General features: G+C 68.5%; 22 protein-coding genes. 8 read left to right on the top strand and 14 right to left on the bottom strand.

Features of this window, described 5'->3' with window-relative positions:
- Window positions 1-58 precede the first annotated feature (58 nt).
- From CKO33_RS09135 to CKO33_RS09120, 4 genes are read left to right on the top strand one after another with little or no spacing between them, the layout of a single operon-like run.
- Entirely contained in the window at window positions 59-1,156 is a 1,098-nt protein-coding gene (locus tag CKO33_RS09135) for a DegT/DnrJ/EryC1/StrS family aminotransferase (RefSeq protein ID WP_200181718.1), read from the top strand.
- On the top strand, window positions 1,153-2,346 hold the full coding sequence (gene lpxB / locus CKO33_RS09130; protein WP_338081758.1) for a lipid-A-disaccharide synthase: 1,194 nt from the start codon (window positions 1,153-1,155) through the stop codon (window positions 2,344-2,346). The genes CKO33_RS09135 and lpxB overlap by 4 nt, the downstream gene beginning before the upstream one ends.
- A gap of 11 nt (window positions 2,347-2,357) precedes the next feature.
- Complete coding sequence (locus CKO33_RS09125; protein WP_200181716.1) at window positions 2,358-3,236, top strand: PH domain-containing protein; 879 nt, start codon at window positions 2,358-2,360, stop codon at window positions 3,234-3,236.
- Window positions 3,233-3,418 (top strand): hypothetical protein, encoded by a 186-nt coding sequence (locus tag CKO33_RS09120; protein WP_200181714.1) that lies wholly within the window; start codon window positions 3,233-3,235, stop codon window positions 3,416-3,418. The genes CKO33_RS09125 and CKO33_RS09120 overlap by 4 nt, the downstream gene beginning before the upstream one ends.
- Before the next feature lie 9 nt (window positions 3,419-3,427).
- On the opposite strand, the gene lpxA is transcribed toward CKO33_RS09120, so the two are convergent.
- The 13 genes from lpxA to rpsB form a co-directional block, all read right to left on the bottom strand.
- Window positions 3,428-4,228, bottom strand: coding sequence for an acyl-ACP--UDP-N-acetylglucosamine O-acyltransferase (gene lpxA / locus CKO33_RS09115; protein WP_200181712.1), 801 nt, complete (start codon window positions 4,226-4,228; stop codon window positions 3,428-3,430).
- Window positions 4,225-4,674 (bottom strand): 3-hydroxyacyl-ACP dehydratase FabZ, encoded by a 450-nt coding sequence (gene fabZ / locus CKO33_RS09110; protein WP_207146506.1) that lies wholly within the window; start codon window positions 4,672-4,674, stop codon window positions 4,225-4,227. Before fabZ ends, lpxA begins: the two co-directional genes overlap by 4 nt.
- 160 nt (window positions 4,675-4,834) lie before the next feature.
- Window positions 4,835-5,866 (bottom strand): UDP-3-O-(3-hydroxymyristoyl)glucosamine N-acyltransferase, encoded by a 1,032-nt coding sequence (gene lpxD / locus CKO33_RS09105; protein ID WP_200181710.1) that lies wholly within the window; start codon window positions 5,864-5,866, stop codon window positions 4,835-4,837.
- Between the two features lie 13 nt (window positions 5,867-5,879).
- Entirely contained in the window at window positions 5,880-6,371 is a 492-nt protein-coding gene (locus CKO33_RS09100) for an OmpH/Skp family outer membrane protein (protein WP_200181708.1), read from the bottom strand.
- Window positions 6,372-6,472: 101 nt separating this feature from the next.
- Window positions 6,473-8,785: an outer membrane protein assembly factor BamA gene (gene bamA / locus CKO33_RS09095; protein WP_200181706.1), complete on the bottom strand. Its 2,313-nt coding sequence runs from the start codon at window positions 8,783-8,785 to the stop codon at window positions 6,473-6,475.
- Window positions 8,786-8,791: 6 nt separating this feature from the next.
- Complete coding sequence (rseP, locus tag CKO33_RS09090) at window positions 8,792-10,156, bottom strand: RIP metalloprotease RseP (RefSeq protein WP_200181704.1); 1,365 nt, start codon at window positions 10,154-10,156, stop codon at window positions 8,792-8,794.
- Window positions 10,153-11,358: a 1-deoxy-D-xylulose-5-phosphate reductoisomerase gene (ispC, locus tag CKO33_RS09085; RefSeq protein WP_200181702.1), complete on the bottom strand. Its 1,206-nt coding sequence runs from the start codon at window positions 11,356-11,358 to the stop codon at window positions 10,153-10,155. The genes rseP and ispC overlap by 4 nt, the downstream gene beginning before the upstream one ends.
- An 83-nt stretch (window positions 11,359-11,441) precedes the next feature.
- Window positions 11,442-12,266, bottom strand: a complete 825-nt coding sequence (locus tag CKO33_RS09080) for a phosphatidate cytidylyltransferase (RefSeq protein WP_200181700.1) — start codon at window positions 12,264-12,266, stop codon at window positions 11,442-11,444.
- Complete coding sequence (uppS, locus tag CKO33_RS09075; protein ID WP_338081757.1) at window positions 12,259-13,011, bottom strand: polyprenyl diphosphate synthase; 753 nt, start codon at window positions 13,009-13,011, stop codon at window positions 12,259-12,261. The genes CKO33_RS09080 and uppS overlap by 8 nt, the downstream gene beginning before the upstream one ends.
- Before the next feature lie 22 nt (window positions 13,012-13,033).
- A complete protein-coding gene (gene frr, locus CKO33_RS09070) occupies window positions 13,034-13,591 on the bottom strand; it encodes a ribosome recycling factor (RefSeq protein ID WP_200181698.1) in 558 nt (185 codons plus the stop codon).
- Window positions 13,592-13,597: 6 nt separating this feature from the next.
- The gene (pyrH, locus tag CKO33_RS09065) at window positions 13,598-14,326 is read right to left on the bottom strand and encodes a UMP kinase (RefSeq protein WP_200181696.1); all 729 of its coding nucleotides are present in this window, start codon (window positions 14,324-14,326) and stop codon (window positions 13,598-13,600) included.
- A gap of 93 nt (window positions 14,327-14,419) precedes the next feature.
- Window positions 14,420-15,298 carry a translation elongation factor Ts gene (tsf, locus tag CKO33_RS09060; protein ID WP_200181694.1) on the bottom strand — a complete coding sequence of 293 codons (879 nt, stop codon included), beginning with the start codon at window positions 15,296-15,298 and terminating at the stop codon, window positions 14,420-14,422.
- Between the two features lie 82 nt (window positions 15,299-15,380).
- Window positions 15,381-16,157 (bottom strand): 30S ribosomal protein S2, encoded by a 777-nt coding sequence (gene rpsB / locus CKO33_RS09055; protein WP_200181692.1) that lies wholly within the window; start codon window positions 16,155-16,157, stop codon window positions 15,381-15,383.
- Window positions 16,158-16,403: 246 nt separating this feature from the next.
- On the opposite strand from rpsB, the gene map reads away from it, so the two are divergent.
- The 4 genes from map to dapD all read left to right on the top strand — a co-directional run bounded on the left by map (window position 16,404) and on the right by dapD (window position 22,017).
- Entirely contained in the window at window positions 16,404-17,174 is a 771-nt protein-coding gene (gene map, locus CKO33_RS09050) for a type I methionyl aminopeptidase (protein WP_200181690.1), read from the top strand.
- A 4-nt stretch (window positions 17,175-17,178) separates the two neighbouring features.
- Window positions 17,179-19,878, top strand: a complete 2,700-nt coding sequence (gene glnD, locus CKO33_RS09045; protein ID WP_200181688.1) for a [protein-PII] uridylyltransferase — start codon at window positions 17,179-17,181, stop codon at window positions 19,876-19,878.
- Window positions 19,879-19,957: 79 nt separating this feature from the next.
- On the top strand, window positions 19,958-21,160 hold the full coding sequence (gene dapC / locus CKO33_RS09040) for a succinyldiaminopimelate transaminase (protein ID WP_200181735.1): 1,203 nt from the start codon (window positions 19,958-19,960) through the stop codon (window positions 21,158-21,160).
- Window positions 21,161-21,195: 35 nt separating this feature from the next.
- Complete coding sequence (gene dapD / locus CKO33_RS09035) at window positions 21,196-22,017, top strand: 2,3,4,5-tetrahydropyridine-2,6-dicarboxylate N-succinyltransferase (RefSeq protein WP_200181686.1); 822 nt, start codon at window positions 21,196-21,198, stop codon at window positions 22,015-22,017.
- 84 nt (window positions 22,018-22,101) lie between these two features.
- Here dapD and CKO33_RS09030 read toward each other — a convergent pair whose 3' ends face one another.
- Window positions 22,102-22,260: a hypothetical protein gene (locus CKO33_RS09030; protein ID WP_200181680.1), complete on the bottom strand. Its 159-nt coding sequence runs from the start codon at window positions 22,258-22,260 to the stop codon at window positions 22,102-22,104.
- Between the last annotated feature and the right edge of the window lie 104 nt (window positions 22,261-22,364).

Here is a 22,364-nt window from a genome sequence, read left to right as displayed (position 1 = left end):
CTTGCCCTGCGCCCCTGCGGGCAGCATTTTCCAGACGAACGACGAAGAAGGATTGCGCATGATCCCCATGGTTGACCTCAAGGCCCAGTACGCCCACCTCAAGGCGGAGATCGACACCGCCGTACAGGAGGTGCTGGCCGATACCCGTTTCATCCTGGGCCCCAATGTCCAGGCCCTGGAGTCGAAACTGGCGGCGTATCTGGGGGTGGAGCATGCCGTCACCTGTGCCTCGGGCACCGATGCCCTGCACCTGGCCCTTCTGGCCGCCGGCATCGGTCCCGGGGATGAGGTGATCACCAGCGCCTTCACCTTCATCGCCACCGCCGAGGCCATCCGCTACGTGGGGGCCACGCCGGTGTTCGTGGACATCGACCCGCAGACCTTCAACATCGACCCCGAGCGGGTGGAGGCCGCCATCACCCCCCGCACCCGGGCCCTGCTGCCGGTGCACCTGTTCGGGCAGCCGGCGGACCTGCCGCGACTGTCGGAGCTGTGCCAAAACCACGGCCTGATGCTGATCGAGGACTGCGCCCAGTCCTTCGGGGCCACCCTGGACGGGCGTCAGACCGGGGCCTTTGGGGATTTCGGCTGCTTCAGCTTCTTCCCCAGCAAGAACCTGGGGGCCTTCGGCGACGGCGGCCTGGTGACGGCGCGGGACGCGGAACACGCCGCCCTGCTGCGCAACCTGCGCAACCACGGCAGTGACGTGCGCTATCACCACGACCGCATCGGCTACAACAGCCGCCTGGACGAGCTGCAGGCGGCCATCCTGCGGGTGAAACTGCCCCATGTGGATGACTTCAACGCCCGCCGCCGGGCGGTGGCCCAGCGCTACCATGCGGGCCTTGCGGACAGCGGCGCCACGCCCCCCTTCGAGGACGGCCTGGGGGTGCATGTCTTCCACCAGTACACCCTGCTGAGCGACCGCCGCGACGCCATCATGGCCGCCCTGAAGGCGGCGGAGGTGGCCTCGGCCATCTACTACCCCATCCCCCTGCACCGGCAGAAGGCCTTTGCCGACGTCACCACCGGCGTGGACCTGCCGGTGACCGATGACGTGGCCGCCCGCTGCCTGTCCCTGCCCATCCATCCCGAGCTGCCCCTGGAGACGGCGGACCGCATCGCCGCCCTGGTGCGGGAGGCGGCCCCGCGGTGAACACCCGGCCCCGGCACATCATGGTGGTGGCCGGAGAGGCCTCCGGGGATCAGCACGGGGCGGAGATGGTGCGTGCCCTGGAGCGGCTGCGCCCGGGCAACCGCTACTCGGGCATGGGCTGCGATGCCCTGGCGGCGGCGGGCATGGAGCGCATCGTGGACGCCCGGGACCTGGCGGTGGTGGGCCTGTGGGAGGTCCTGGCCCACTACCGCGACATCCGCCGCGCCCTGGACACCCTCAAGGCCCGGCTGCGGTCGGATCCACCGGACCTGCTGGTGCTGGTGGATTATGTGGAGTTCAACCTGCGCCTGGCGCGCACGGCCAAGGCCCTGGGGATCCCGGTGCTGTTCTACGTCAGCCCCCAGGTCTGGGCCTGGCGCGCGCGGCGGGTGCGGCGCATCGGCGAGGTGATCGACGCCATGGCGGTGCTGTTCCCCTTCGAGACGGACTTCTACGAACGCCACGGTATCCCGGTGCGCTACGTGGGCAATCCCCTGGTGGACACGGTGCGCCCCGGGGCCCCGCCGGAGGTGATCCGCCGGGACCTGGGACTGGATCCGGATGGGCCTGTGGTGGGCCTTTTGCCCGGCAGCCGCAGGGGGGAACTGCGCCGTCACCTGCCGGTGATGATGCAGACCTGCCGCTGGCTGCGCCGGCGTCATCCCGGGGTGCAATTCGTCCTGCCCCTGGCCCCGGGGGTGAACGTGGAACGGGACGTGACCCCCCACCTGGATCCGGACCTGGGGATCCTGCAGGTGACGGGACGCACCCACGATGTCCTGGCCGCCAGCCGGGCCCTGATCATCGCCTCGGGCACGGCCACCCTGGAGGCGGCCCTGATGGGCACCCCCATGGCCATCCTCTACCGGGTCTCCCCGCTGACCTACGCCGTGCTCAAGCGCATGCTGCTGATCCGGGACATCGGCCTGGCCAACATCGTCGCCGGCGAACGGGTGGTGCAGGAGTTCGTCCAGTCCCGGGCCCGGCCGGAGGCCATCGGGGCCGAGGTGGAGCGCCTGATCACCGATCCGGACTATCATCAGCAGGTGTGCCGGGGACTGGCCCGGGTGCGCGTGCGCCTGGGCCGCGGCGGCGCCTCGGAGAACGTGGCCCGCATGGCCCTGGAACTCATGGAGCACGGACGTCTGCTGCCGTCCGGCAACGCCTCATCCACGATCGACGGAGCATGATGGCCGCAGCCATGACCGATAGCGAACACCGCAGCCCGCGCCGCTGGACCCCCCTGATCCTGGCAGGGGGTACGATCCTGACCCTGGTGGGGGCCCTGGGCCTGCCGGGGCAATCCGCCCTGCTCTCCCTGGTGCTGTTCATCCTCCTCTTCCCCGTCACCCTCATGACCCTGCTGGTGCGCTGGTGGCCCCGGCGTCACTGCCGCACCCTGGAAGGGGCCGCCCGCTGGCGGCGGCGCCTGTACTTCGCCGCCGCCGGCTTCCTGCTGGCCGCGGCGGTGAACCTGCTGGGGGGGATGCGTTTCTTCGGCACCACCGTGGGCACCACGCTGCTCACGGCGGGGACGCTGCTGGTGCCCCCGGCCATGGTGCTCACCCTGCTGGCCTTCTCCCTGAGCCGGGACGATCCCACCGAGGAACTGCTGGAGCCCGGCGAGGTGATCCGCTTTCATGCCGAGACCCACTGGGGGGTGTTCCTGCCCTCCATCCTGCTGGCCACCCTGGCCCTGGTGCTGGCCCTGGGCCCCTTCGGTCTGGGGGGGCTGTCCATGGCGGCCATGATCTACCTGCTGCTGCTGCCCGGCCTGCTGGCCCGGGCCCTGACCACCTTCATCAACACGGAGGTGACGGTGACCGACCGCCACCTGATCACGGTCACCGGCACCCTCTGGCGGCGGCGGCGCATCATCCCCCTGAATGAGATCCAGGCGGCCGGGGTGTCCCGGGGATGGCTGGGCCGTGTGCTGCGCTACGGCAAGGTGGGGGTGATCTGCCACGACGAGAGCAGCCTGAAGATCCATGGACTGGCCGATCCCATGAAGGTCCAGGACCTGCTGGACCCCCTGCGGGAGGATCCGGAAGAGGCCGCACCGGCGGGAGGCCGGTCATGAAGGTGGAACTGCGCCTGGAGCTGGACGTGGACCTGACCCGGATCCGCCTCAAGGATCTGAAGGGGCTGGTGGAGCGCCTCTTCGCCGCCCGGGACACGCAGGCCATCCGGCGCATCCGCATCCTGGACGTGCGCCTGGGGCAGCGGGAAGGTGGCGGGGATGACGCCGCCGGCGGACGCTGATCCCCCGGATCAGCCCTCGCCCCGGCGGGGGGCGGTGCGCACGATGCCCCGGTGCTTCTCCTGACTCTCGCGGATGAACGCCACGAAGGCCGCCACCTCCGGGTGGGCCTGGGCCAGCGGGGCCACGGCCGCCAGCCCGCCTTCCCGGTCACGCCCGCGCACCAGATGCTTGAAGGCGCGGTGCAGGGCGGAGACCAGTTCCGGGGAGGCCCCACGGCGCCGGAGCCCCACCTTGTTGATGCCCACCGCCCGGGCGTAGTTGCCGGAGGCCAGGCAGTACGGCGGCAGGTCCCGGTTCAGGGCCGTGCCCATGCTGGTGAAGGCCTGATCGCCGATACGGCAGAACTGGTGCACCAGGGTGAAGCCCCCCAGCACCACCCGGTCCCCCACCTGGCAGTGGCCCGCCAGGGAGGCGGCGTTGGAGAAGACCCCATGGCTGCCCACGCGGCAGTCGTGGGCGATGTGGACATAGGCCATGATGAGGTTGTCCGAACCCACGCGGGTGCAGCCGCCCCCCTTGGGGGTGCCGCGGCTCAGGGTCACGAACTCGCGGATGATGTTGCGGTCGCCGATCTCCAGCCGGGTGGGTTCACCGGCATAACTCAGGTCCTGGGGGGCCTCCCCCAGGGAGGCGAACTGGAAGATCTGGCAGTCCTCCCCCAGCCGCGTGCCCTCGCGGATGACCACATGGGGACCGATGCGGGTGCCGCGGCCGATCTCCACATCCGGGCCGATGACCGTAAACGGCCCGATGTGCACATCCTCCCCGATCCGCGCCCCGGGATCGATCACCGCCCGGGGGTCGATCATGATTCCACGTCCTTGCCGGCGCACATGAGACTGGCGGAGGCCACCACCTCGCCGTCCACCCGGGCCTCGCCGTTGAATCGCCAGATGCCCCGCATGGTGCGCACATGCTCCACGTGCAGGTGCAGCTGGTCCCCGGGCTCCACCTGACGGCGGAAACGGGCCTCGTCGATGCCCACGAAGAGATAGAGCTGCTGCCGGTCGCCCCCCTCGCCCCGGTGTTCCTGGGTCTTGAAGGCCAGCAGACCCGTGGCCTGGGCCAGGGCCTCCAGGATGAGCACCCCGGGCATCACCGGACGGATGGGGAAATGCCCCTGGAAGTAGGGTTCGTTGAAGGAGACGTTCTTGATGCCGTCCAGGTATTCACCGGGTTTGTACTCGGTGACCCGGTCCACCATCAGGAAGGGAAAACGGTGCGGCAGGCAGCGCAGCACCTCATGAATGGTCATCTGGTCCACGGATTGTTCCTGTTCTTTTCTGGGTCGATTCGGATCGGGCTCGTGATGGATTTGCAATTGGCTTGCCAGGGAACCCCTGGCGCCTTCCGTGGGGCATGATCCAGTAACGCCCACGGCTTCCGGCCATGGGCGGGGCGGGCCTGCGCCGCGCTCAATCGCGTGCGTCCCCCTGCAGGACCCGCTCGATACGGCGGATGCGCCGAACAAGATCCCCCAGGCGGCGCAGGTGGGCCAGGCTCCGGTTCCAATCGCCGGAGGGGGCATGGGGCACCCCCGAGGAATAGACCCCCGGGGTGGGAATGGAACGGGTCACCAGGGTCATGGCGGTGACGGTGACCCCGTCGGCGATCTCCAGGTGGCCGAGGATGCCGGCGCCGCCGCCGATGGCGCAGCCCCGGCCGATACGGGCGCTGCCGGCGATGCCGACGCACCCGGCCACGGCGGTGTGGGCGCCGATGTGCACGTTGTGGGCCACCTGCACCTGATTGTCCAGCTTGACGCCGTCCTCGATGACGGTGTCCTCCAGGGCCCCCCGGTCGATGGTGGTGTTGGCCCCCACCTCCACATCGTCGCCGATGCGCACCCCGCCCACCTGGGGCACGCGCACCCAGGCCTCGCCGTCCCGGGCGAAGCCGAAGCCATCAGCGCCGATGACGGCCCCCGGCTGGATCAGGGCGCGGCGGCCCACCACCACGCCACGGCCCAGGGTGACCCGCGCCTCGAGGCGGGAGTCCGCCCCCACGCGGCTGCCCGGTTCCAGGACACAGCCGGGGCCGAGGACGACACACTCCCCCAGTTCGCAGCCCGCCCCCACCACACAATGGGGACCCACGGCGGCGGAGGGATGCAGCCGGGCCCCGGGATCCACGTGGGCGGAGGGATGGATCCCCGGCGCAGGCTCCGGCGGCGGGTGCAGCAGGCGCGCGGCACGGGCGAAACCCAGGTGGGGATCGTCGCACACCAGGGCGGGGACAGGGCACAGGGGCAGATCCTCCGCCCCCAGGATCACCAGGCCGGCCCGTGTTCCCTCCAGGGCCTGGCGATAGCGCCCCCGGGAGACGAAGGCCACCTGTCCGGGTCCGGCGCGCTCCAGGGGGGCCACGGACTCCACATGGGCCTGGGGATCCCCGCCGTGGAGCACACCACCCACATGCCCGGCCAGGGTCTGCAGGGTGAAACCCATGCCGCCCCGGGCCTTATCCGCCGGAGGATTCGTGCCGGCGGCGCAGTTCCTCCAGGACCCGGCCGGTGATGTCCACCCCGTCGCTGGCATAGACCACGGTGCGTTCGGTCACCACCAGGTCCAGTTCGTCCCGCTGGGCGATGTCCAGGATCACCGACTGCACCAGGCGCTGCACCCGGGCCAGCTCCTCATTACGCCGGGAGTTGAGATCCTCCTGGAACATCTCCTGATTATGCTGGAACTCCCGGGAACGGTTGCGGAATTCCCGCTGCAGCTCGGAACGCTCATCGCTGCCCATGATCTCCGCATCCCGCTCCAGGCGCTGCTGCATCTCCCGCAGGGCATCCCGTTCGGCCACCAGCTCCGACTCCCGCGGGGAGAATTCCCGTTCCAGCTGCTTGAACAGGGCCTCCGTCTGGGGGGACTGTTCCATCACCCGGCTGATGTTGACGAAGGCCACCGCATCGGCGGCCAGGGTCACGGCGGGGACCGCCAGCAGGATCATAAGCCTCAGTGCGTAACCCAGTGGACGGATATGCCTCTTCAATGTCTTTCTCCAGATGCTGCCCACCGTGGGCGGTGTCTTGGATCGGGATGCGGCCGTGGCTAGAACGAAGCGCCGATGTTGAACTGGAAGGTCTGCAGCTCATCATCGGGCTTGTCATTTAACGCTTCGGCCAGACTGAATGTCAACGCGCCCACCGGCGAGAGCCAGGTCCAGCCCACCCCGGTGGAGAAACGGATCTCACCGGCCTCGAAGTCTTCGTAGGTGGGATAGACCTGGCCGGCGTCCAGGAAGACGCTCATGCGCATGTTGTCCGCCTCCTGCATGAAGGGGGGCGGAAAGATGAGTTCGGCGCCCCCCAGGAGGCGGAAATTGCCGCCATAGGGATCCCCCTCGCTGTCCCGGGTGCCCGGGGCCCCCAGGGTGTAGTCCTCGAAACCCCGCACGGAGCGGTAGCCCCCGGCGAAGTATTTCTCGAAGAAGGGCAGATCCGAGGTGTCGCCATAGGCATCCCCGTAGGCCACCTCCCCGGAGAGTCTCAGGACCAGGCGCTCGCGCAGGGGCAGATAATGCTGGTTGCGGTAGCTGAGCTTGTAGTACTCCAGATCGCTCCCGGGCAGGGACAGATCCAGACCGAGCCGCTGCAGGTTACCCTTTTCGGCGAAGACCGTGCGGTTGCGGGTGTCGTGACTCAGGCTGGCCCCCAGGGTGTAGAGCTGGTAGTCGTTGCCCTCCCGGTCCAGGTAGTCGAAGATCTCGTCCGGGGTGTAGTCGGAGGTGATCACATCCACCCCCTCGATCCCCGGGGTGATGCGGAAGGTGTCGTATTCCGTCAGGGGTATGCCGTAGGTGACGTCGGCGCCGAAACGGTCCGAGGAATAGCGGGAGATGTCCGCCTCGTAGGCGTCCGTCTCCCGGTAATAGAGATTGAACCCGCGGCTGATGCCGTCGAGGGTGTAGTACGGGTTCATGTAGGACAGGCTGTAGACGGTGTTCACCTGGCTGTTGTTCAGGGTGACGGACACGCGATTGCCCGAACCCAGGAAATTGTCCTCCGAAAGGCTCAGGTTGAGCAGCACACCGTCGCTCTGGGAGTACCCGGCACCGATCATGAAGTTGCCCGAGAGGCGCTCCTCCACAGTGACGTCCAGATCCACCTGATTGGCCGATCCCGGCACGCGCCGGGTCTCCACGTTCACATCCTGGATGTAGGGCAGACGCTGCAGGCGCACCCGGGAACGTTCCACCCGCGAGGCGTCGTACCAGCCGGCCTCCATCTGGCGCATCTCCCGGCGCAGGACCTCATCCCGGGTGCGCTCGTTGCCATGGAAGTGGATGCGGCGCACATAGACCCGCTGCCCCGGGTCCACGAAGAAGGTCAGGTCCACCTCGCCGTTGTCCTCGTCCACCTCGGGGATGGGATTGACGTTGGCGAAGGCATAGCCCTCATCCCCCAGGCGGCGGGTCAGGGCCTCGGCGGATTCGGTCACCCGGCGGCGGGAGAAGATGTCCCCGGCCTCCACCTGCAGCAATTCCCGCAGCTCATCCGCGTCCACGATGAGTTCCCCGGCCAGCTTCACCCCGCGGATGCGGTACTGCTCGCCCTCTTGTACGTTGATGGTGACGTAGAGATCCTTGAAGTCGGGGGTGAGGGTGACCTGGGTGGAATCCAGGTTGAAGTTGAGAAACCCCGAGTCCAGGTACAGGGAGCGCAGGCGCTCCAGATCCCCCGAGAGACGTTGCTTGGAATACTGGTCCCGCCGGCTGAAGGGGTTGTACCAGGGGGCGTTGCCCGATTCGAAACGGTCCAGGATGGTCTCGTCCGAATAGGTCTCATTGCCCACCACCCGGATGTCCCGGATGCGGGCCACCTGGCCCTCGGCGATGTCAATGATCACGTCCACCCGGTTGCGTTCCAGGGGTTCCACCTGCACGTCCACCTGGACGTTGTACTTGCCCCGGGCGAAGTACTGCTGCAGCAGTTCGTTCTCCAGGCGCTCCAGCACGCCACGGTTGAACACCCGCCCCCGGTCCAGCCCCACCTGCCGCAGGGCCTCCTCCAGTTGTTCGGTCTTGATGTCCCGGTTGCCGCTGATGCGGATCTCGTTGATGGCCGGCCGTTCCTCCACGCGCACCACCAGGGTGTCGTCGCGTCTGGAGAGGCGCACGTCGGAGAAGAATCCGGTCTCGTACAGGGTCTGGATCACCTGCGGGCTGCGGCCGGGATCGAAGGCATCCCCCACCTCCAGGGGCAGGTAGCTGTAGACCGTGCCGGGGGTGATGCGCTCGAGCCCCTCCACCCGGATGTCGCCGATGATGAAGCGTCCTTCCTCTTCGGCGTGCAGGGAGGCGGGGGCCGCAATGGACAGGACCAGGCCCGCGCCTGCGATGAGTCGTTGCACCTCAGGGAGCATTCAGTTTCAACCCAGGATTCGCATGAAGTCGTTGTAGAGGGCCAGGGTCATGAGCATGGCGATCAGCGCCAGGCCGATGCGCTGCCCGACGGCCTCCACGGTCTCGGACACCGGGCTGCCCTTGACCAGTTCCACCGCGTAGTACAACAGATGGCCACCATCCAGCACGGGGATGGGCATGAGGTTGATGATGCCCAGGCTCAGGCTCACCAGGCCGAGAAAACCGAGAAAGGCGGTCACCCCGATGAGGGCGCTGGTCCCGGCGTACTCGGCGATGCTCACGGGGCCGGCGATGTTGCTCAGGGCGGCGTCCCCGGTGATCAGCCGCGCCATGACCCGCAGGGTCAGGGCGGACATCTCCCAGGTACGCTCCAGCCCCAGCCACACGGCGGTGAAGGGATCGTGACGGATCACCACCCGCATGGCCTCTGCCGCCGCCTGGTCCACCCGGGGGTAGGCGCCGATGCGGCCCACGCTGCCGCCCTCCTCCATCACCGCATCGGTATGCAGGGTCACGCCGAGTTCGCGGCCATCGCGCAGGATGCGCAGGCGCAGGTCCCGGTCCGGCCGGGACTGGACATAGGCCACCCAGTCGTTCCAGTCCTGGATGGGTTGACCATCCGCCTCCAGGATGCGGTCCCCCGGGCGCAGGCCGGCGCGGGCCGCCGCGCCGTCCTCCACCAGCTCCCCCAGCACCGGCTCGGACCAGGGGCGCCAGGGGCGGATGCCCAGCTTGTCCAGCACCGAACCCTCGCCGGAGAGCAGATGCCGGCGTCCGTCCAGGTCCAGCCTCCGCACCGCCTCGGCGCCATCCCCGGTGCGCACCCGCAGCGCCAGGGAACCGCCGTCCATGCCCTCATCCAGCAGGGCCACGGCGGCCTGCTCCCAGGTGCGCACCCGGGTATCCCCCACGGCCAGCAGCTCGTCCCGGGGGGCCAGATCCGCAGCGGCGGCCACGGTCGCAGGCTCCACCGCCCCCACCACGGGCTTCACGCCGCTCACCCCCAGGCTGTACATGAGGGCGAAGGCGGCGATGGCGAAAAGGAAATTGGCCATGGGCCCCGCCGCCACGATGGCGATGCGACGGCCCACGGTCTGGCGGTTGAAGGCCCGGTGGCGTTCCCCCTCCGGCACCGGGTCCTCGCGTTCGTCCAGCATCTTCACGTACCCCCCCAGGGGGATCGAACCGAGGACGTACTCGGTATCGTCGCGGCCGGCCACGCGCCGCCACAGGGGGCGGCCGAACCCCACGGAGAAGCGCAGCACCTTGACGCCGCAACGCCGCGCCACCCAGTAGTGGCCAAACTCGTGCACGGTGACGAGGATGCCGATGGCCACCACGAAGGCGGCGATGCTCACCAACAGACTCATCCCCGCCCCGCGCCGCCGATGCGGGTCACGGCCTCACCCGCCGCCTCCCGGGCGGCCCGGTCCGCCTCCAGGATCTGCGCCAGTTCCAGGGCGTCCCCCCGGGGGATCGCCTCCAGGGCCGCCTCGATCACCCGGGGGATGTCGGTGAAGCGGACGCGGGCCTGCAGGAAGGCCTCCACCGCCACCTCGTTGGCGGCGTTGAGGATGGCGGTGGCGGTGCCGCCGGCACGGAAGGCCTCATAGGCCAGCCGCAGGCAGGGGAAGCGCCCCATGTCCGGGGCCTCGAAGTCCAGCCGCCCCACCCGCACGATGTCCAGGGGGTCCACCCCGGAGTGGATGCGCTCGGGCCAGGCCAGGGCGTGGGCGATGGGGGTGCGCATGTCCGGATTGCCCAGCTGTGCCAGCACGGAGCCGTCGCTGTAGGACACCATGGAGTGGATGACGCTCTGGGGGTGCAGCACCACCTCCACCTTGTCGGGGGTGGTGTCGAACAGCCAGCAGGCCTCGATCAGCTCCAGCCCCTTGTTCATCATGGAGGCGGAATCCACGGAGATCTTGCGCCCCATCACCCAGTTGGGATGGGCGCAGGCCTGCTCCGGCGTCACCGCCTCCAGATCCTCGGCGGCGTAGTCGCGGAAGGGGCCGCCGGAGGCGGTGAGCAGGATGCGCTCCACCCCCACCCGGTCCAGACCGTCGCCGAAGTCCCGGGGCATGCACTGGAAGATGGCGTTGTGCTCGCTGTCGATGGGGAGCAGCTCGGCGCCGCTTTTGCGGATCTCGTCCATGAACAGGCGGCCCGACATCACCAGGGCCTCCTTGTTGGCCAGCAGCACCCGCTTGCCGGCCCGGGCCGCCGCCAGGGAGGGCAGCAACCCGGCGCCGCCGACGATGGCGGCCATGACGCAGTGGGTCTGGGGCAGCCGCGCCACCTCCTCCAGGGCATCAGGGCCGGCCATGGGCCGGGTCTGCAGACCGGCCTCCCGCAGCGCGGCAGCCAGCTCCCCTTCGCGGGCCGGATCGGCCACCACGGCAAATTCCGGGGCATGGACCCGGCACTGGGCCACCAGCCGTTCCACGTTGGCGTGGGCCGTGAGGGCCACAACCCGGTAGCGCCCGGGGTGCCGGGCCACCACGTCCAGGGTATTGACCCCGATGGTGCCGGTGGCGCCCAGGACGGTGATGCCCATGGGGGTAGCGCTCATGTGAATCCTCTTCCGGTGTTCAAGCGGTCGTTGGGATTGCCGTGCCTGTGCCCCGGGCTCCCTGGCGGGCCATCGTGAAGGCGCTATCTTGCCACAAATCCGCCCCAGATCAGACCGGCCAGAAAGATGGGCGCAGCGGCGGTGAGGCTGTCGATGCGATCCAGGATGCCGCCATGACCGGGCAGCAGGGTACCGCTGTCCTTGGCCCCCGCCTCCCGTTTCAGCACGCTCTCGAAAAGATCCCCGGCCACGGAGGCCAGCACCGTGACCAGGCACAGGAGCACGAAATAGACCCCCGGACCCGGCGTGATCTCCAGGGCCCACATCCCCAGCAGGGCCAGGGGCAGGGTCCCCAGGACGGCCCCCAGCAGACCCTCCCGGGTCTTGCCGGGACTGATCTCGGGGGCCAGGCGCGTGCGGCCGAAGCGCCGTCCGGTGAAATAGGCGGCGGTATCGGCGCTGGCGGTGAGCAGGATGAGATAGAGCACCAGCAGGGGCTGGACCTGATGGAGCCAGACCAGGGCGAGCCAGGCGGGGATCAGGGTCAGCCCCCCGGCCAGGGCGAACAGCAGGGGACGCCGGGGGCCCTGCAGGAGGGGATGCCCGGGATGGTAGACGGTCAGTCCCGCCACCACCAGCGGCCACCAGAGGACCGCCAGGGCCACGGGCCAGATCAGACCCTGGACGAACACCGACTGGGCGCAACCCAGGGCCACCGCCCCCAGGGCGGTGACATAGAGTCCCCGCTGGGCACGGCCCTCCAGACCGCACAGGCGACCCCATTCCCATGCCCCCAGGAGGATCACCCCCAGCATGGCGGCGGCGAAGGCCACCCCCGGCAACCAGAGCACCCCGGCCACCAGCCCGGCGGCCAGGAGCACGGCGGTGATCACCCGCTGCCTAAGCATCCCCGTTCCCCGCGATCTGTTCCTGGATATGACCAAACCGGCGCTGCCGGCCGGCGAAGAAGGCAAAGGCCCGGTCCAGTTCGGCCTCTTCGAAATCGGGCCAGAGGATGTCGGAGAAGTAGAGCTCGGTATAGGCCAGTTGCCAGAGGAGGAAGTTGCTGATGCGCTTCTCCCCCCCCGTGCGGATGAAGAGATCGGGGTCCGGCAGGTCCGCCGTGGCCAGCTGCACATCCATCACTTCAGGGGTGATCGCCTCCGGCTCCAGGGCGCCGCTGCGCACCTGCTCGGCCAGACGCCGGGCGGCCTGGGTGATGTCCCAGCGTCCGCCGTAGCTCACCGCCACCACCAGATCCATGTGATCGTTGTCCGCGGTGCGCGCCTCGGCCTCGGCCATGCGTGCCTGCAGACGTTCGGAGAACGCACCCCGGTCACCGATGAAGCGCAGGCGGATGCCCTTCTCCACCAGCTCGGGCACCTCCCGTCCAATGGAGCCCACGAACAGGTCCATGAGGGTGCCCACCTCCTGACGCGGACGCCGCCAGTTCTCGCTGCTGAAGGCGAACAGGGTCAGCGTCTGCACGCCGCGGGCGGCACAGGCGCGCACGGCCGTGCGCGCCGCCTTCACCCCCTGGCGGTGTCCTTCGGTGCGCGGCCGCATGCGGGCCCGGGCCCAGCGCCCGTTGCCATCCATGATGATGGCCACGTGCCGGGGTACGCCTTCGAAGCTGGAGGAGAATTCTGTCACTGCCGGGACTGCGCCGCGCCGTTCAGACAGCCATCAGTTCCTTTTCCTTTTCGGCCAGGACCTTGTCCACCTCGGCCACGTACTGGTCCGTCAGCTTCTGGATCTCGTCCTGCCCCTTGCGCTCATCGTCCTCCGAAAGGGTCTTGTCCTTGAGCATGGACTTGAGTTCACCGTTGGCATCGCGGCGGATATTGCGGATGGCCACGCGGGCATTCTCCGCCTCGTGGCGCACCACCTTCACCAGCTCCCTGCGGCGCTCCTCGGTGAGGGCGGGCATGGGTACACGGATAACGGTCCCCGCGGTGGCCGGATTGAGACCCAGATCGGAATTCATGATGGCCTTCTCCACCTTGCCCACCATATCCCGCTCCCAGGGGGTCACGGTGAGGGTGCGGGCATCCTCCACGTTGACACTGGCCACCCGGTGGATGGGCACCTCGCTGCCGTAGTACTCCACATGGATATGGTCCAGCAGGCTGGTGTGGGCACGGCCGGTGCGGATCTTGGCCATCTCCTGGCGCAGGGACTCGATACTCTTGCCCATGCGCGTGGCGGCGTCTTTCTTGATGGTATCCAGCATGTGGCGCTAACCTCTCTCGACCAGGGTCCCCACGCGCTCTCCCATAACCAGGCGCAGGAGTTCCCCTTCCTTGTAGATATTGATGACCCGAAGGGGCATGTCGTTGTCCCGGCACATGACGATGGCGGTGGCGTCCATCACCCCGAGGCGGTGATTCAGGACCTCGTCATAGGTGAGCCGTTCATAGCGTTTCGCTGCGGGATTCGATACCGGATCGGCATCGTAGACGCCATCCACCTTCGTGGCCTTGATCATGACGTCCGCGTTCATCTCGATGGCCCGCAGACTGGCGGCGGTGTCAGTAGTAAAGAAGGGATTGCCGGTGCCCGCGGCAAAGACCACGATCCGCCCCTTTTCCAGGTGGCGCACGGCGCGTCGGCGGATGTAGTCCTCGCACACCTGGTTGATCTTCAGGGCGGACATGACGCGGCAGAACTTGCCCACCCGTTCCAGGGCGTCCTGCATGGCCAGGCCGTTCATCACCGTGGCCAGCATCCCCATATGGTCCGCAGTCACCCGGTCCATGCCCGCCTGGGCCATGCCCGCGCCGCGGAAGATGTTGCCGCCGCCGATGACGATGGCCACCTCCACCCCCAACCGGCTCAACTCCGCCACCTCCCGGGCCACCCGGCCCAGCACCTGGGGACAGATGCCATAGTCCTGGTCCCCCATGAGGGCCTCACCACTCAGCTTCAGCAGGATGCGCTTGAAGGCGGGCCGGTTGTCGTCTGTCATGGGGTAACCTGGATGGCTGGTGGTTCGGGACCGGGGCCCGAGGGACCCCGGGGTGTCTTGCTCGGGGGCGATGCCCCGGGAGGGTCCCGAGACTCAGGACCCCTTGGCCTGGGCCATCACCTCTTCGGCGAAATTCTCGCTCTTCTTCTCGATGCCCTCGCCCACCTCGTAGCGGATGAAGCGGCGCACGCGGGCCCCGGCCTGCTCGAGGAGCTTGCCCACGGCCTGGTCCGGATCCTTGACAAAGGGCTGCCCCACCAGGGTGATCTCACTCAGGTACTTCTTGATGCGGCCGCTGATCATCTTCTCGATGATCTCGGCGGGCTTGCCGCTCTCCTCGGCCTGGGAACGGAAGATGGCCTTTTCCTTCTCCAGCAGTTCCTGGGGCACCTGGGACTCGTCCACGCACACCGGGTGGCTGGCGGCGATATGCATGGCCAGATCCCGGGCCAGGGATTCGTCGCCCCCTTCCAGCTCCACCACCACGCCGATGCGGGCGCCGTGCAGATAGTGACCGAGCACGCTGTCGGCACCCCCCACCAGTTCGAAACGGCGCACCTGGACATTCTCACCGATCTTGGCCACCAGCGCGGCCCGGGTCTCCTCCAGGGTGCCTTCCTCGCCGGACAGGGCCATGAGGGCGTCCACATCCGCCGGCTCATGGGCCAGCACCTGGTCTGCCACCTGCTGGCTGAAGGCCTGGAAGTGTTCATCCTTGGCCACGAAATCGGTCTCGCAGTTCACCTCAACGATGGCAGCGCGGTGGCCGTCCCCGGAGGCGGAGACCACGATACGGCCCTCGGCGGCCACCCGGTCCGCCTTCTTCACCGCCTTGGCGGCACCGGACTTGCGCATCTGCTCGATGGCGGCGTCCATATCCCCGCCGGCGGCGGTGAGGGCCTTCTTGCATTCCATCATGCCTGCGCCGGTGATCTCGCGCAGTTCTTTGACCATGGATGCGGAAATCTGCATTAGAAAATCACTCCTGAATGTTCGGTTTCCCCGCCGCGCCGGGGCATCCGGGCGCGACGGGGCGATTCGGCTGAAGCGCGCCTTAGGACTGGGCGGCGGGGGCAGCGGCCTCACCGGCCGGGGCCGGGGCCGCGCCCTCTTCCACTTCCACGAAGTCCTCGGCCGAGCCGGCGCGGGCCACATTACGGCCCTCATTGATGGCATCGGCAGCGGCCGTCAGGTACAACTGGATGGCGCGCATGGCATCGTCGTTGCCGGGGATGACGTAATCCACGCCGTCCGGGGAATTGTTGCTGTCCACCACGGCCACCACCGGGATACCCAGCTTGCGGGCCTCGCTGATGGCGATGCGCTCATGACCCACATCGATCACGAACATCACGTCCGGCAGGCCCGGCATGTCCTTGATGCCCCCCAGGCTGCGCTCCAGCTTCTCCATCTCCCGCACCCGCATCATGGCCTCCTTCTTGGCCAGGCGGTTGAGGGTGCCGTCCTCGTGCATGGTCTCCAGGTCCTTGAGGCGCCGGATGGACTGGCGCACCGTTTTGAAGTTGGTGAGCATGCCCCCCAGCCAGCGCTGGTTCACATAGGGCATCTTGCAGCGTTTGGCGTGCTCCACCACCTGGTCCCGGGCGGAGCGCTTGGTGCCCACGAACAGGATGGTTCCGCCATTGGCGGCCATCTTGCCCAGGTAGTTCATCGCGTCGTTGAAGCAGGGGACCGTCTTCTCGAGGTTGATGATGTGGATCTTGTTGCGGTGGCCGAAGATGTAGGGTTCCATCTTCGGGTTCCAGTACCGGGTCTGGTGGCCGAAATGGACACCGGCCTCGAGCATCTGACGCATGGTCACGTTGGCCATGAGGATTCTCCTGTATAGGGTTGGGCCTCCATGCGCCCCGCACAGCAACCCGCTGGGGGCACCCCGCTGTACGTGTCGGCGCATGTGTGGTTTCTTGGATCGAGCGTGGGCGCTCCGGTCCTGCAGTTTGCATGGAACGCGGGCGCTTTATACCATAAACGGTCTTTCACAACAAATGCATAGCGCGGCGCGCCGGGCCCGTAAACCCACCCTGCCGGCGCCTCACCGAAGGATCCCACCCCAACGATGCCCGTAACCATCAAGACCCCCGAAGAGATCGAGAAGATGCGTGTGGCCGGCCGCATGGCCGCCGAGGTCCTGGAGATGATCGAGCCCCATGTGCGCGTGGGGGTCACCACAGATGAACTGGACCGCCTCTGCCACGAGCACATCGTGAACGTGCAGAAGGCCACCCCCGCCCCCCTCCACTACCGCGGCTTCCCCCGCTCCATCTGCACCTCCCTCAACCACCAGGTGTGCCACGGCATCCCCGGGGATCGGCGGCTCAAGGACGGGGACATCCTCAATATCGACATCACCGTGATCCACGAGGGTTACCACGGCGACACCAGCCGCATGTTCATCGTGGGCAAGCCCTCGGTGAAGGCACAGCGGGTGGTGGACGTGGCCCACGAGGCCCTGTGGCGCGGCATCCACCAGGTGGCCCCCGGCGTGCGCCTGGGGGACATCGGCCACGCCATCCAGACCTATGTGGAGGCCCAGCGCTGCAGCGTGGTACGCGAATACTGTGGCCACGGCATCGGCCGCGAGTTCCACGAGGACCCGCAGGTGCTGCACTTCGGCAAGCCCGGGGAGGGTCTGGAACTGCGCCCGGGGATGACCTTCACCATCGAGCCCATGGTCAACTTGGGCAAGCGCCATACCAAGGTGCTGGCGGACGGCTGGACCGTGGTGACCAAGGACCACAGCCTGTCGGCCCAGTGGGAACACACCCTGGTGGTGACCGAGGACGGCTACGAGATCCTCACCCTGCGGCGCGACGAGCGCCCCGGCTGATGCCATGCCCCGCGTGATCCCCCTCCCCCAGGCCCTGGCACAGCGACTGGACTGGCCCGCGCGGGAGGCGGCCCTGCAGGCCACGCCCGCCCCGGACCGCCAGGCCTTCGTCCAGGTCCTGGAAGGTGTGCATGCGGCCCTGCGCTCCGCCTTCGAGGCCGGATGCCCGGTGGAGGATCTGGTGCGGGGGCGGGCCGCCGTCGTGGACCGCCTGCTGGTACAGGCCTGGTCGGCCCTGGGCCTGGGCGGCCAGGCGGACCTGGGCCTGGCCGCCGTGGGCGGCTATGGCCGCGGCGAGCTGCACCCGGGTTCGGACATCGACATCCTCATCCTCTACCGCGGCGGTGACCTGCCCACCGCCACCGAGGAGGCCCTGGTGGACCTGCTCACCTTCCTCTGGGACATCGGCCTGGAGGTGGGCCACAGCGTACGCAGCCTGGAGGACTGCACCCGCGAGGCCGAACGGGACATCACCGTGGCCACCAATCTCCTGGAATACCGCCCCCTGGCCGGCCCCGATACCCTGTTCGCCGATCTCGGGACGCACATCGCACCGGAGCGCATGTGGAACAGCCGGGCCTTCTTCGCCGCCAAGCTGGAGGAGCAGCAGGCCCGGCATCTGCGCTTCGGGGAGACCGCCTACCGCCTGGAACCCAACCTCAAGGAGAGCCCCGGCGGACTGCGGGACATCCAGATGATCGCCTGGGTCACCCGCCGCCACTTCGGCTCCGGCGACCTGGAGGAGCTGGTGGACCACGGCTTTCTCACCGGGAACGAGTGCCGCGATCTGATGGAGGGGCGCGATTTCCTGTGGCGCGTGCGTTTCGCCCTGCACCTGCTGGCGGGCCGCAAGGAGGACCGGCTGCTGTTTGACCACCAGCGCCGCCTCGCCCATCTGCTGGGTTTCAGCGACCAGGACCACAACCTGGCGGTGGAGCAGTTCATGCAGGTCTATTTCCGCACGGTCATGGGCCTGGAACGGCTCAACGAGATGCTGTTGCAGCACTTTCGCGAAGCCATCCTGCTGGAGGACGACGGCGATGAGGTGGTCCCCATCAACCGCCGCTTCCAGGCCCGCCGGGGGTTTCTGGAGATCACCCATCCCGGGGTCTTCCGCCAGTACCCACCCGCCCTGCTGGAGGCCTTCCTGCTGCTGCAGCAGCATCCCGACCTGCAGGGCATCCGTGCCTCCACCATCCGCGAGATCCGCGCCCACCGCCATCTGATCGACGACCGTTTCCGCAACGACCTGGCCTGCCGCACCCTGTTCATGGAGATCCTGCGCCAGCCCCGGGGGGTCACCCATCAGCTGCGGCGCATGAACCGCTACGGCGTACTCGCCGCCTACATCCCGGCCTTTGGCCTGATCGTGGGGCGCATGCAGTACGACCTGTTCCATGTCTACACCGTGGACGAGCATACCCTGGTGGTGATCCGCAACCTGCGGCGCATGGCCGATCCGGAACATGCGGACGAGTTGCCCGAGTGCTCGCGCATCTTCCGCCGCATCCCCAAACCGGAGCTGCTCTACCTGGCGGGGCTGTTCCACGACATCGCCAAGGGGCGCGGCGGCGACCACTCCGAGCTGGGGGCCGAGGAGGCCCGCGCCTTCTGCCTGCACCACGGCCTGCCCCCCTTCGACGCCAACCTGGTGGCCTGGCTGGTGCGTTCCCACCTGCTGCTCTCCCTCACCGCGCAGCGCCGGGACACCTCCGACCCGGAGGTGGTCATGGAATTCGCCGCCCGGGTGGGCAACCTCATGCGCCTGAACTACCTCTATCTGCTCACGGTAGCGGACATCCGCGGCACCAACCCCCAACTGTGGAACTCCTGGAAGAACTCCCTGCTGGAGAGCCTCTACACCGCCACCCGGCGCATGCTGCGCCGCGGCCTGGACAACCCACCGGACCAGGACGAGATGGTGGCGGAGGCGCAGACCCAGGCCCTGGGGATGCTGAAGGAACGGGGGGTGGACAAGGCCACGGTGCTTGCCATCTGGAACGATTTCGACAGCGACTACTTCCTGCGCCATTCGGCGGACGAGATCGCCTGGCACACCCGGGCCATCCTGGAGGCGGATGACGAGGACCTGCCCGTGGTGCAGGTACGCCAGGAGACGGCCCGGGGCAGCACGGAGATCTTCCTCTACACCGAGGACCATCCCCACCTGTTCGCCCTCACCGCCACCGCCCTTACCCAGCTGGGACTGGACATCGTGGACGCGCGCATCATCACCACCGCCAGCGGCCGCACCCTGGACACCTTCCTGGTGCTGGAGGACAGCGGCCAGCCCATCACCCAGGACTACCGCGTGCAGGAGATCGGCCGGCTGCTCAAGGAGCGCCTGAAGGAGCCCGACCGGCGTCCCGGCGCGGTGCGCCGCAACACCCCACGCCAGCTCAAGCACTTCGACGTGCCCACGGAGGTGAGCTTCGCCCCCCGCCCCCACCATCAGCGCACGGTGCTCTCGGTCACCACCTCGGACCGCCCGGGGCTGCTCTCGCGCATCGGCATCATCCTCACCGACTGCCGGGTGAAGGTGCATAACGCCAAGATCGCCACCGCCGGGGAACAGGCCGACGACATCTTCTACATCACCCACCTGGACGACACCCCCATCCAGGACCCGGAGGATCAGGCAAAGATCGCCGCGCGCCTGCGGGAGGCCCTGGATCCGCCCGCGGGCGGCGGCGAGGGCTCATGAAAACGGTCGCGCCCTTCCCCGGCGGCCCGGGCGCTGGCGTATACTCTCAGGCCTTTTGCACGGTCGCATCCCCATGAACCTGAACCCCGACCTGGACCGCCTCCAGCCCTACCCCTTCCAGCGCCTGGCCGCCCTCAAGGCCGGGATCACCCCGCCGCAGGACCGGGCCCACATCCCCCTGTCCATCGGCGAGCCCCGTCACCCGGCCCCCCAGGTGGCGGTGCAGGCCCTGCAGGGGGCCCTGGACGGGCTCTCCCGCTATCCCGTCACCCGGGGCGGGGACGCCCTGCGCGAGGCCATCGCCGCCTGGGCCGTGCGGCGCTTTCAGCTGCCGCAGACGGCCCTGGACCCAGGGCGCCATGTGCTGCCGGTGAACGGCACCCGCGAGGCCCTCTTTGCCCTGGCCCAGTGTGTGGTGGACCGCACCCGGCCGGATCCCCGGGTGCTCATGCCCAACCCCTTCTATCAGATCTATGAGGGGGCGGCCCTGCTGGCGGGGGCCCGACCCGCCTTCATGGACCTGACGGCGGACAACGGCTTCCTGCCCGATCCGGACGCGGTGGACCCGGACCTCTGGGACCAATGTCAGCTGCTGTACCTGTGCAACCCGGGCAACCCCAGCGGGGCCGTGATGGACGAGGCGGCCCTGGTGCGTCTGCTGGAGCGGGCCCACCGGCACGACTTTGTCATCGCCGCCGACGAATGCTATTCGGAGATCCACCCCCGGGACGGGACCCCGCCCCCGGGGATGCTGGGGGCGGCCCACCGGGCCGGGTACGATGGTTTTGAGCGTGTGATGGTCTTCCACAGCCTGTCCAAGCGCTCCAACCTGCCCGGTCTGCGCTCGGGCTTTGTGGCCGGCGACGCCCGCCTGGTGGAGGCCTTCCACCGCTACCGCACCTACCACGGCTGCGCCATGGCGCCCCCCGCCCAGGCTGCCAGCATCGCCGCATGGCGGGACGAGGCCCATGTGGCGGAGAATCAGGCCCTGTACGATCGCAAGTTCCGGGCGGTGCTGGAGATCCTGGACGGGGTTCTGGACCTGCAGCGCCCCCCCGCCGGTTTCTACCTCTGGGCCCCCGTGCCCGGGGACGATACCGCCTTCGCCCGGGACCTGTTCGCCCGCGAGCATGTCACCGTGTTGCCCGGCAGCTACCTCTCCCGCGAGACCCCCGGCGGCAACCCGGGGCGCGGGCGGGTGCGCATGGCCCTGGTGGCCCCCCTGGAGGACTGCGTCGAGGCGGCGCAGCGCATACGGCGTTTCCTGCAGGCCGGGGCCTGATCCGATCCCTTTCACCCTCCCTGGAGAACCACACCATGAGCGACATTCAGACCCTGATCGAAGACGCCTTCGAGCACCGCAGCGAGATCACCCCCCGGGATGCCGATCCCGTGCTGCGGGACGCCGTCCACGAGGCCATCGACATGCTGGACCGGGGCACCGCCCGGGTGGCGGAGAAGCGGGACGGCCAGTGGGTGGTCAACGAGTGGCTGAAGAAGGCGGTGCTGCTCTCCTTCCGCCTCAATGACAACCAGTTCATCAAGGGCGGCTTCACCAACTACTACGACAAGGTGGAGGCCAAGTGGGCGGACGTGAACTCCCGGGAACTGCGGGAAGGCGGTGTGCGCGTGGTGCCCCCGGCCACCGCCCGCAAGGGTTCCTACATCGCCCCCGGGGTGGTGCTCATGCCCTCCTATGTGAACATCGGCGCCTACGTGGACGCCGGCACCATGGTGGACACCTGGGCCACGGTGGGTTCCTGCGCCCAGATCGGCAAGAACGTGCACCTCTCCGGCGGCGTGGGCATCGGCGGCGTGCTGGAACCCCTGCAGGCCGCCCCCACCATCATCGAGGACAACTGCTTCATCGGCGCCCGCTCCGAGGTGGTGGAGGGGGTGATCGTGGAGGAGGGGTCGGTGATCTCCATGGGGGTCTACCTGGGCCAGAGCACCCGCATCTACGACCGGGAGCGGGACGAGATCATCTACGGGCGCATCCCCGCCGGCTCGGTGGTGGTCTCCGGCAATCTCCCCTCCAGGGACGGCAAGTACAGCCTCTACTGCGCCGTCATCGTGAAGAAGGTGGACGAGAAGACCCGTTCCAAGGTGGGCATCAACGAACTGCTGCGGGACCTATGAACTACTCCCGCCAAGCCTTTCAGGCTATGGCGTAGGCCGTGGCCGACCCCGGCGCCCCAGGGCGCCGGGAAGGGTGGCCCCGGATCAGTCCGGGCGCCCCGGGCCATGGTGGGATGAAGAGGACTGCCGGCGCCGTTCCCGCAGGGCGCGGCGCACGGCCACGATCTGCCAGGCACAGAACCCCAAAAGGACACCGGCGGTGAGCAGGCCCTTGCCCAGGACCAGGGTGGTGGTGTCGATCATGGCGGGGACCTCCGTCCAGGGGTAAAGGGGGACTTCGGTATAGCCGAAGCCGGGGGCAAAGCCGATCCCGGGCGCTCGGCGGGGTCTCGTTCCGTTCCACGTCC

The sequence above is a fragment of the Ectothiorhodospira mobilis genome, from assembly GCF_016584115.1.
GTDB classification, from domain to species: Bacteria; Pseudomonadota; Gammaproteobacteria; order Ectothiorhodospirales; family Ectothiorhodospiraceae; genus Ectothiorhodospira; species Ectothiorhodospira mobilis.
Note: the sequence above shows the minus strand (reverse complement) of the source record. Positions and strands in the feature narration are given on the sequence as shown.

Excerpts from the sequence above, each read along its gene's own strand:
- rseP (WP_200181704.1), bottom strand. The coding sequence starts at position 10,156 with ATGAGTCTGTTGGTGAGCATCGCCGCCTTCGTGGTGGCCATCGGCATC.
- rpsB (WP_200181692.1), bottom strand. The coding sequence starts at position 16,157 with ATGGCCAACGTGACCATGCGTCAGATGCTCGAGGCCGGTGTCCATTTC.
- map (WP_200181690.1), top strand. The coding sequence starts at position 16,404 with ATGCCCGTAACCATCAAGACCCCCGAAGAGATCGAGAAGATGCGTGTG.
- pyrH (WP_200181696.1), bottom strand. The coding sequence starts at position 14,326 with ATGACAGACGACAACCGGCCCGCCTTCAAGCGCATCCTGCTGAAGCTG.
- fabZ (WP_207146506.1), bottom strand. The coding sequence starts at position 4,674 with ATGACCATTCATGAGGTGCTGCGCTGCCTGCCGCACCGTTTTCCCTTC.
- frr (WP_200181698.1), bottom strand. The coding sequence starts at position 13,591 with ATGCTGGATACCATCAAGAAAGACGCCGCCACGCGCATGGGCAAGAGT.
- lpxA (WP_200181712.1), bottom strand. The coding sequence starts at position 4,228 with ATGATCGACCCCCGGGCGGTGATCGATCCCGGGGCGCGGATCGGGGAG.
- CKO33_RS09125 (WP_200181716.1), top strand. The coding sequence starts at position 2,358 with ATGACCGATAGCGAACACCGCAGCCCGCGCCGCTGGACCCCCCTGATC.
- bamA (WP_200181706.1), bottom strand. The coding sequence starts at position 8,785 with ATGCTCCCTGAGGTGCAACGACTCATCGCAGGCGCGGGCCTGGTCCTG.
- glnD (WP_200181688.1), top strand. The coding sequence starts at position 17,179 with ATGCCCCGCGTGATCCCCCTCCCCCAGGCCCTGGCACAGCGACTGGAC.
- CKO33_RS09120 (WP_200181714.1), top strand. The coding sequence starts at position 3,233 with ATGAAGGTGGAACTGCGCCTGGAGCTGGACGTGGACCTGACCCGGATC.
- tsf (WP_200181694.1), bottom strand. The coding sequence starts at position 15,298 with ATGCAGATTTCCGCATCCATGGTCAAAGAACTGCGCGAGATCACCGGC.
- CKO33_RS09135 (WP_200181718.1), top strand. The coding sequence starts at position 59 with ATGATCCCCATGGTTGACCTCAAGGCCCAGTACGCCCACCTCAAGGCG.
- CKO33_RS09030 (WP_200181680.1), bottom strand. The coding sequence starts at position 22,260 with ATGATCGACACCACCACCCTGGTCCTGGGCAAGGGCCTGCTCACCGCC.
- ispC (WP_200181702.1), bottom strand. The coding sequence starts at position 11,358 with ATGAGCGCTACCCCCATGGGCATCACCGTCCTGGGCGCCACCGGCACC.
- dapD (WP_200181686.1), top strand. The coding sequence starts at position 21,196 with ATGAGCGACATTCAGACCCTGATCGAAGACGCCTTCGAGCACCGCAGC.
- CKO33_RS09100 (WP_200181708.1), bottom strand. The coding sequence starts at position 6,371 with ATGATCCTGCTGGCGGTCCCCGCCGTGACCCTGGCCGCCGATGCGGTG.
- CKO33_RS09080 (WP_200181700.1), bottom strand. The coding sequence starts at position 12,266 with ATGCTTAGGCAGCGGGTGATCACCGCCGTGCTCCTGGCCGCCGGGCTG.
- lpxD (WP_200181710.1), bottom strand. The coding sequence starts at position 5,866 with ATGGGTTTCACCCTGCAGACCCTGGCCGGGCATGTGGGTGGTGTGCTC.